This window comes from candidate division WOR-3 bacterium, assembly GCA_016867815.1.
Classification (GTDB): Bacteria; Hydrothermota; Tepidihabitantia; order Tepidihabitantales; family Tepidihabitantaceae; genus UBA2258.
In genome coordinates this window covers 1-7614 of the sequence record VGIR01000117.1, presented here as the reverse complement: position 1 = coordinate 7614, position 7614 = coordinate 1, and the positions used below count along the sequence as shown (strand labels likewise).

Below are 7614 nucleotides of genomic sequence, written 5' to 3'. Positions count from 1 at the left end.
GAAGCGCTGGCGCCCTGGCGAGATGCGCTGGCGCTGGTGTGTAGCTGGGCTGCTACATGCCGAGCAGCACTTCCGGTGCGTAGATGGCTACCGGCACATCCCCGCATTGCTGAGTGCACTGGAACGGTCCGCGTCACCGAAAGAAATTGACGCAACAGAGAGAGTTGCCTAAAGTGATGTGGGAGCCGCTAGGAATTTCAACTAACCGAGGGACATGCTCGTTCGTAGCGAGCTACGAGATTCTCGAGGACATTGTCGTAGATGAAACCCGCAGTTTCCTCACGATGGATCGGAAGTACAAGACGTTCGCGCGAAGATACGAGGAGAAGGTGCTGGCCCTCAGCCCTGCAAGTCCGGGCTTGACGGTTCACTCAGATTCCTAAGGAAGATGGGTGCCATCGACGACGACGATGTCTCCGCGATGCGGAAGCTACGGCAGATCCGCAACAAGGCCGTGCACAACCTGCTCGGATTCGTCTGCGGCGAGGACCGGTCCACATACCAGGAAGACCTGAAGACAATGGTGAAGTTGATAGAGAAATTGGACCGTTGGTGGATAATGGAAGTCGAAACCCCCTGCAACGCTGATTACGATGGCGTAGACGTTGACGCGTCACGAGTCGTTTCCGGTCGAGTCTCGATCCTGAAGGGACTGATCCACCTGGCGTCCTCAAACCAGGAGGTATCGGACTTCGAGTTGCGCAAGAGTGCCGAGCGCTAGCGGATAGAAACAGCGACACAACTCAGTAGCGCCGACGCGGGTGTCTCTACTGCCGCCACAGGCAAACCAGGGACAGGCACGCCACTTCGGGAAGCTCCCACGAGGCATTTCAGATTGCAGACTGCAGATTGCAGATTGGCGCGGGCGTAGCCCGCTAGTCCCAGGCTGCAAGCACCAAACTGGCCCAAGTGCAGGCCCGAGCCGGCTGACGGCAGTCAGGCAACCAAGTGATCTTGATGAAGACGCGCTGCCGACGCTTGCCGGATTGTGATTGAACCGGGCGGTGTTCGGCGGGGGAGACGGAAATCCCGAATCCGGGCCGAGCTGACCTGAATATAGTCTGGTTTCGTGCGCGTAAGCCTAGGAAAAAGAACAGCTTAGCTTCAACAGGTCATTGCCAAGAGTACAGTCCCGGGCAGCACTGGGGGTACCGTCCCCCGGGCAGCCCCCGAATGAGCGACTCAGGACATAGGTAACACTTTATTATCAGGACATGGGTTACACCTGCGTGACCGCCGGCGGCGCAAGCCAGCGGGGTACCGCACGTTGCACGCAGACCTCTTTTATCGCCATGTCACAAAACCATATCCGCCAGTGGGTCTCATCCAGCCGCTCCAGACCCACCTCGGTCCTGATCAAAGCATCGCTCAGGGATACCGCCTTACCCATTACCGCTATGTACCCTTTGCTGTCCACCCGCCGCAGCAGATAGCCGTAGGGATACTTGTAGGGCTCGACGTCGCTCATTCGGCGCGGCGATACCCGATATACCTCACCCGGCGTCTTCTGCCCCAGCGCTTCATGCGGCCGGTTGATATTATAGTCTACCCGCCACCGCTCAAGTCGCACCGCCTCTTCCGCAAGCGTCGGCGCCGGCTGTCCCTGGATCTCGGCCGCCAGGTCACGGTGCATCCGCTCGTGGCTGCCATTCCGTTCCGGATGCCCCGGGTCGATCCGGTCCAGCTTGATGCCCAATGTCCGACACCAGGCACTCAACCGCGTCAGCCCATAGGGGCCAACCATCGATGCGAAGGGTGCACCGTTGTCACTGCGGATTGCCACCGGCAGCCCGTAGCGCTCAAACATCTCCGCAAATACGCCTCTAACATCTTCAATCCGCCGCCGCCGCATCGGCCGCAGACAGAGGATGTAGCGACTATAGAGATCCCGGATTCCCAAAGGCTCGCACCGCTCGCCATCGCCCACCCGCCAGTAGCCCTTGAAGTCAACCGTCCAGACATCATTAGGACCCGCTGCCGCACTCAGCGGCCCTTCCGGCTCCCAGCGTCGGGGTCGACCTCGCCCCTTGGCCTCACTCAGGCCGGCCCGCCGCAGTATCCGCCCGACCGTCGCCACACCCGGCACCTCCTCCGATCGGAAGCCTGTACGCAACAGCAGTCGCCGCAGTTTCTTCGGACCCCAGTGCGGATGCTCCCGCCGCAGCCGTACCAGCTCCAATACCAACGCCCCACTCACGGACAAGGGACTCGACCGCGGACGCCGGCTCACATCCACCAACCCGCACAGACCGACTTCTTTGTACCGCCGCAGCCACTTGTAGCCGGTCTTCCGGCTCACATTGAACTGCCGGCAGGCCGCGCTCGTGCTGACATCCGGCTCGCTTGCCACCAACACAAACTCGGCGCGCAGATGCTGCGCACCACTTACTCTCCAGGGCATAAACAACACCTCCGTTACTCGTCATATGTTACCTATGTCCTGATAATAACCTGTAACCCATGTCATGAGATCGGACCCGAATGCGATGACCGAACAGCCTCAGGGCAATGATGAGGGGCGGTTCCTCGATGCAGAGACGCAGTTATTCCTGAAATGAAAGACCGCATCAGCCGTGGTGGAGAATCGGGAGCGGTTCTCCCCGCTCCATGGGGAACTGCCGAGGGAGTGAGAGAGAGGGCCTTTCCGTGCGTGAAGCAACCAGGAACAAGCACCACACTTCGGGAAGCTCCCACGAGGCATTGCAGATTGGCGCGGGTGTAGCCCGCGGGCCTCAAGCCACAGGCCGTAAGCATCAAGCTAGCTCAGGCCCGAGCACAAACGGCCGCGAGTGACCAGTCACGTGGTTCCAGTGACCGGTTCCGGAAGTCGGCAAACGGGGAACGCTGTACGGCTCCAGCCGGGTTGGTGGCCTGCTGCGAGGACAGAGGGAGAATGGGAGTAGAGGCCATGCTCGGTCTGGTTGCCGTCGGGGACGGCGCAGGCGATAGGCGATGACGTGGAGAAGGCCTTACACCAGAACAAGCTCGAATGTCGGAGCACGAATGACCAAAGATGGGATGACAAGCTCGAATGACGAATGGCGGCTAGGGAGTGCGGCGGCGGAGATGGTGCGCGATTACGCGCAGGAGGGACGTGACCTCGAAGAGGGGGAGTAGGACTGCGGCCTTGAGCCAGAAGAGACCGGAGTGGTCGTGCTTGCGCAGGTAGCGGAACGCGGAGCGGTGGGACTCGCGGATCATCTTCGCTCGCACCTGTCTCGTGCTCGCGCCATGGCGGTGGACCACGCGCGCGTCGGGGAGGTAGACGGTCTTCCAGCCGGCATCTGCCATGCGCTTGGATAGGTCGACGTCGTTGTAGAACATCGGGAATTGTTCGTCCATGAAAGCTCCAAGCCGCAAGCCACAAGCCGCAAGCCCGGAGTCCGGAGCTTGAAGCTTGAAGCTTGAAGCTTGAGGCTCGATGGAGTCGAGAGCGGTCCTGCGAAGCATCAGGCAGGAGGCCATCGGCTGTTCGACCTCGGCGGGCCGGTCGTAGTCGAAGTACTTCATCTTCCAGCGGCCGAAGACGCGGCTCTTGGGGAAGAGCCGGGCGAGGCCGATGAGTTCCCAGAAGAGTGAGGCCGAGGTAGGGAAGGAACGGATTGAGAACTGGGTTGAGCCATCCGGGCTGACAAGGCGCGGGGCGACCGCGCCGGTGACGGGATGCTCGTCCAGATAGCGTGACAGGACATCGAGCGTGCCGAGTTCGACACGCGTGTCGGGATTGAGCAGCAGCACGTACTCGCCGGTCGCGGCCTTGATGCCTTGGTTGTTGGCGGCTGCATAGCCGAGGTTACGCTGGTTCTCGACGAGTGTCAGGTGATGGTGACGGCCGACTCTCTCTACCGTCGCGTCGCTCGAGGCGTTGTCGACCACGATGACCTCGAACTCCTCGCCGTAGTTGATGGAGTCGATGCAGGCGTCGATGTCAGCGGAAGAGTTCCAGGTGACGACCACGATCGATAGCCTCATGCTAGGAGGAGAGACTCTCGATCAAGCTCGAATGACGAAGTCCGAATGACGATTGAAACCCGAAGACCGAATCACAGGCCAAACTCGAATGACGAAGCTCGAAGGCCGATTGAAGTCCGAATGACAAATCACGGACATCAACTACAAGTGAGTGCGTCACCGGGGTTAGGTGTCTTCGGGAGGAGTTTTGCGAGCTGTGGTAGAGCGGATGATGGCACCGAAGATGAGGTTGAGTTCTTTGGCCTCCTGCCACAGCTTTCGCGTGTCCGCCGCCGACTCCGGCAGGAAAGGACTGGGTACAGCCACGGTTTTCCTCAGCGGAAAGCCGCGGCAGTCCCACCGGAAGTCGGATTTGGAGTCGGCGTCGTTGGCCTCGCAGTAGTTCGCGCCAATGCTGGTTGCGGCCCGGACGAGTTGGTTCACCAGTGGCCGCGTGACCGCCGTCTCGCGTATGGTCTTTGAGAAGCGGACCACCGCCTCGCCGAAGGACGCAGTTCGTTCTTCCAGGTCGAACCGCGTGGTCTCTGCCATGACGTGGATTGTAGGGCGATCACGCTCGCGTTCAAGTATCACTCCGTCATTGGGGAATTCGAGCTTCATTCGTCATTCGGGTTTCGGGCTTCGGACTTGCCGCGGGCTCAGAGCCCGCGGTAGTAGTCCAGCAGGTCGGAGAGGGTGTTGGCGAAGGGAATCTCGGGCTTCCAGCCGGTGGCGGCCATGAACTTTGACGGGTCGCCGGTCAGGAGCGGGATGTCGTGTGGCCGGAACTCGGCAGCCGAGCTACTGATCTCAACCGGAACGCGGGCCAGGCCGCACAGGTAGTCCACACCCTCCCGTATCATCAGTGGTTTGCCGGACGTAACGTTGTAGGTCTCGCCTGCTACACAGCGTCCGAGGGCGAGAAGGTAGGCCCGGACTACGTCGCGGACATCGGTGTAGTCACGCCTGACGCTGAGGTCGCCCATCACGATAACCGGTTCCATCTGGCCGCGCTCAATCCGGGCGATGGCGTTCGCGACCTTGGGGAAGACAAACGCAGTGGTCTGGCCGGGTCCGGTGTGGCTGAAAGGCCGGAGGATGACTACGTCCAGCCCGAACGCCCGGTGGTAGAATAGGCCGGCTTCAGCGGTCATGTGCTTGCTCAAGGCGTAGGGGCTGAGCGGCAAGGAGGGCAAGTCCTCGGACAAGGCCCGGCCAACATTGGACCGGCCGTAGACGTCGGCCGAGGAGATGAGGACGAGACGGCACTTCAGCCGGAGCTGGCGGACTGCTTCGAGGAGCTTGAGCGTACCCAGCGCGTTGACCTCGTAGGTGGTCATCTGGCGCGATTCGGACAGGGCTACTGAGCTGATGCCCGCGAGGTGAATGATGCCATCGGGTTTTGTCGTTTCCAGGAGGGCACGGGTGGCATCGAAGTCGCAGACGTCCCCTCTGTGAAGCTCGCCCGGCAGACCAGCCGGCGCGTCGGCCCAGTGGAGGCCAATGACCTCATGTCCCGCCGAGGTAAGGTGACGGGCGAGGTGGCCACCGGCAAAGCCTTCGATGCCGGTGACGAGTATGCGACTCATGGCAGAGGGAGAGAGGGATCGAGGGACCGAGGGATCAAGTGTTCGGATTCCTGCACTTTATCCCTTTGTACCTCGCTCTCTCTATCCCTGCTTGCTTCGCCAGTAGTCGAGCAGGTCCTTCATGGTCTGCTCGAACTTGTACTTCGGTTCCCAGCCGGTCTCGGTTCTAAGCTTGGCTGCATCACCGAGCAGCAGCTCGACGTCGCTCGGCCGCATCCGCTTCGGGTCGGGCCGGGTCTCGATCTTGACCTTTGAGAAGCTCAGCAGGATGTCGAGCATCTCGCTTATCTTGTAGCCTTTGCCGGTGGCTACGTTGTACACGTCGCCGGGCTTGCCCTTCTCCAGAGCGAGATAGTAGGCGACAACCGTGTCGCGGACGTCGGTGAAGTCGCGGACGGCATTCAGGTTGCCGACGTGAATCACCGGCGCCTGCTTGCCCCGCTCGACCTCGACGATCTGCTTGGCGAAGTTGGAGGTAACGAATACATCGCCGCGGCGCGGGCCGGTGTGGTTGAAGCCGCGGGTGCGAACGATGTGCATACCGTAGCTCTGGTGGTACTGGTAACCCATCAGGTCCTGGGCGACCTTGCTGACGGCGTACGTTGACAGGGGACGGAGCGGGTTGGTTTCCTTTATCGGCGTCTCTTCGGGCAGTACCATGCCGTATTCCTCGCTGGAGCAGGCGATCTGTACGCGGGTCGGGCAGCCAACCGCCCGGATTGCCTCGAAGATGTTGGTCTGGCCGATGACGTTGGTCGTGAGGGTTTCGGCCGGGGCGGTCCATGACATGGGCACAAAGCTCTGGGCAGCGAGGTGGTAGATCCGGTCCGGCTTCAGGTCCCGGATGATCTCGTACATCGCGGTCGCGTCACGGATGTCGCAGACGTGGGTCGTGATCCGGTTGCCTAGCTCAGTGATATTCTCCATCCGGGAGCGCCAGCGCATCGTGCCGTGCACTTCGCAGTCGCCCCGGGAAAGGAGATACTCAGCCAGGTGGCTGCCGGCAAAGCCGGTGATGCCGGTGATGAGACACTTCAAGAAACCTCCCGGGATTCAGATACCAGTACGATCAGTGAGGGCCTCAGGCTTTCTGGACCTTGCCGGAGCGCAGGCAGCGCGTGCAGACCCAGATTCGCTTGTTCTCGTTCTCGACCTTGGCCCGTACGCGTTGCAGGTTGGGTTCCCACATTCGCTTCGTTACGTTGTGGGCATGGCTGATGTTCGAGCCGACCATGCCGACTTTGCCACAAATCTCGCAATGTCTAGCCAATTGTCCTCCTTGGCGGTGTTAGATTCGGACAGAGGATAGCAGGATTAGCCGGACAGTCAATCCGCCCGGGCAGCGCGGATTCCGAAGCAGACGACCACGAAGCCGGACGACATTCGACTGACCACAGATGGACACGGATGAACACAGATGGGTTTCTCGAAGACATCTGCCCGGGTATCCGTGTGCATCGGTGGTTCACCCCGTTCGCTTCGTATTCTCCGTGTCTTCGTGGCTCAACGTAGGTTCTGGGGGGGTAGCCTTCACGACGCGGCAGGAGGCAGGATTCGGTGCCCTCCCGGCTGTCACGAGACACGCTGGACGGCATTCAGCTAGGGTCCAGAGGGAATGACGGAATTGTGATTCCTGATGACGAGTGAATGAGGCAGCCCGGGGCACCGCAGAAACGGAAGGCAGGCGATGAGGGATGAGTCGGAGAGGCCGGCTGCAGCCGGTTTCTCAAAGGCAGTTCTGCGCTGACTAGGGACTCGGGCCGCGGCCAAACAAGTTGTCGCCAGGCTGGCAACCTGCTGCCAACAGGTTTCCCACCGGATGAACACGGGAGCGGCGTGAGCTGCACCCGGCTTTCGCGCAGCTTATGCCCAGGTTGCGAACCACTTGTCCACATTGGGGGTGACTTGCTTGACATGGTGTGGTGCATGTCTATCTTCACTTGTGGCAGAACAGACGGACAGAGCATCGCTGCACGCCATTGTCTCCGGCATCGTCCAAGGCGTGTTCTACCGGAGATTCGTCTTCCGCGAGGCGGTCACACTCGGCCTGCAAGGGCGTGTGCGCAACCTGTTC

8 protein-coding genes are annotated in these 7614 nt (G+C 60.9%); 2 read left to right on the top strand and 6 right to left on the bottom strand.

The features are described from left to right. The first annotated feature begins 388 nt into the window (after nucleotides 1-388). Nucleotides 389-721, top strand: coding sequence for a hypothetical protein (locus tag FJY68_12700; protein MBM3332684.1), 333 nt, complete (start codon nucleotides 389-391; stop codon nucleotides 719-721). A 498-nt stretch (nucleotides 722-1219) separates the two neighbouring features. On the opposite strand, the gene FJY68_12695 is transcribed toward FJY68_12700, so the two are convergent. The 6 genes from FJY68_12695 to rpmB form a co-directional block, all read right to left on the bottom strand. Next, nucleotides 1220-2401, bottom strand: a complete 1182-nt coding sequence (locus FJY68_12695; GenBank protein ID MBM3332683.1) for a transposase — start codon at nucleotides 2399-2401, stop codon at nucleotides 1220-1222. Nucleotides 2402-3045: 644 nt separating this feature from the next. Then, nucleotides 3046-3972, bottom strand: coding sequence for a glycosyltransferase family 2 protein (locus tag FJY68_12690; protein MBM3332682.1), 927 nt, complete (start codon nucleotides 3970-3972; stop codon nucleotides 3046-3048). 165 nt (nucleotides 3973-4137) lie between these two features. Continuing rightward, the gene (locus FJY68_12685) at nucleotides 4138-4572 is read right to left on the bottom strand and encodes a four helix bundle protein (GenBank protein MBM3332681.1); all 435 of its coding nucleotides are present in this window, start codon (nucleotides 4570-4572) and stop codon (nucleotides 4138-4140) included. 38 nt (nucleotides 4573-4610) lie between these two features. Beyond that, nucleotides 4611-5540 (bottom strand): NAD-dependent epimerase/dehydratase family protein, encoded by a 930-nt coding sequence (locus FJY68_12680; protein MBM3332680.1) that lies wholly within the window; start codon nucleotides 5538-5540, stop codon nucleotides 4611-4613. 81 nt (nucleotides 5541-5621) lie between these two features. After that, entirely contained in the window at nucleotides 5622-6578 is a 957-nt protein-coding gene (locus FJY68_12675; protein MBM3332679.1) for a GDP-mannose 4,6-dehydratase, read from the bottom strand. Between the two features lie 43 nt (nucleotides 6579-6621). After that, on the bottom strand, nucleotides 6622-6810 hold the full coding sequence (gene rpmB, locus FJY68_12670; protein MBM3332678.1) for a 50S ribosomal protein L28: 189 nt from the start codon (nucleotides 6808-6810) through the stop codon (nucleotides 6622-6624). A gap of 672 nt (nucleotides 6811-7482) precedes the next feature. Here rpmB and FJY68_12665 point away from each other — a divergent pair. Continuing rightward, on the top strand, nucleotides 7483-7614 hold a 132-nt coding region (locus tag FJY68_12665), incomplete at its 3' end, for an acylphosphatase (GenBank protein ID MBM3332677.1).

Coding starts and splice junctions, on each gene's coding strand:
- FJY68_12700 (MBM3332684.1), top strand. CDS start 389: ATGGGTGCCATCGACGACGACGATGTCTCCGCGATGCGGAAGCTACGG.
- FJY68_12695 (MBM3332683.1), bottom strand. CDS start 2,401: ATGCCCTGGAGAGTAAGTGGTGCGCAGCATCTGCGCGCCGAGTTTGTG.
- FJY68_12690 (MBM3332682.1), bottom strand. CDS start 3,972: ATGAGGCTATCGATCGTGGTCGTCACCTGGAACTCTTCCGCTGACATC.
- FJY68_12685 (MBM3332681.1), bottom strand. CDS start 4,572: ATGAAGCTCGAATTCCCCAATGACGGAGTGATACTTGAACGCGAGCGT.
- FJY68_12680 (MBM3332680.1), bottom strand. CDS start 5,540: ATGAGTCGCATACTCGTCACCGGCATCGAAGGCTTTGCCGGTGGCCAC.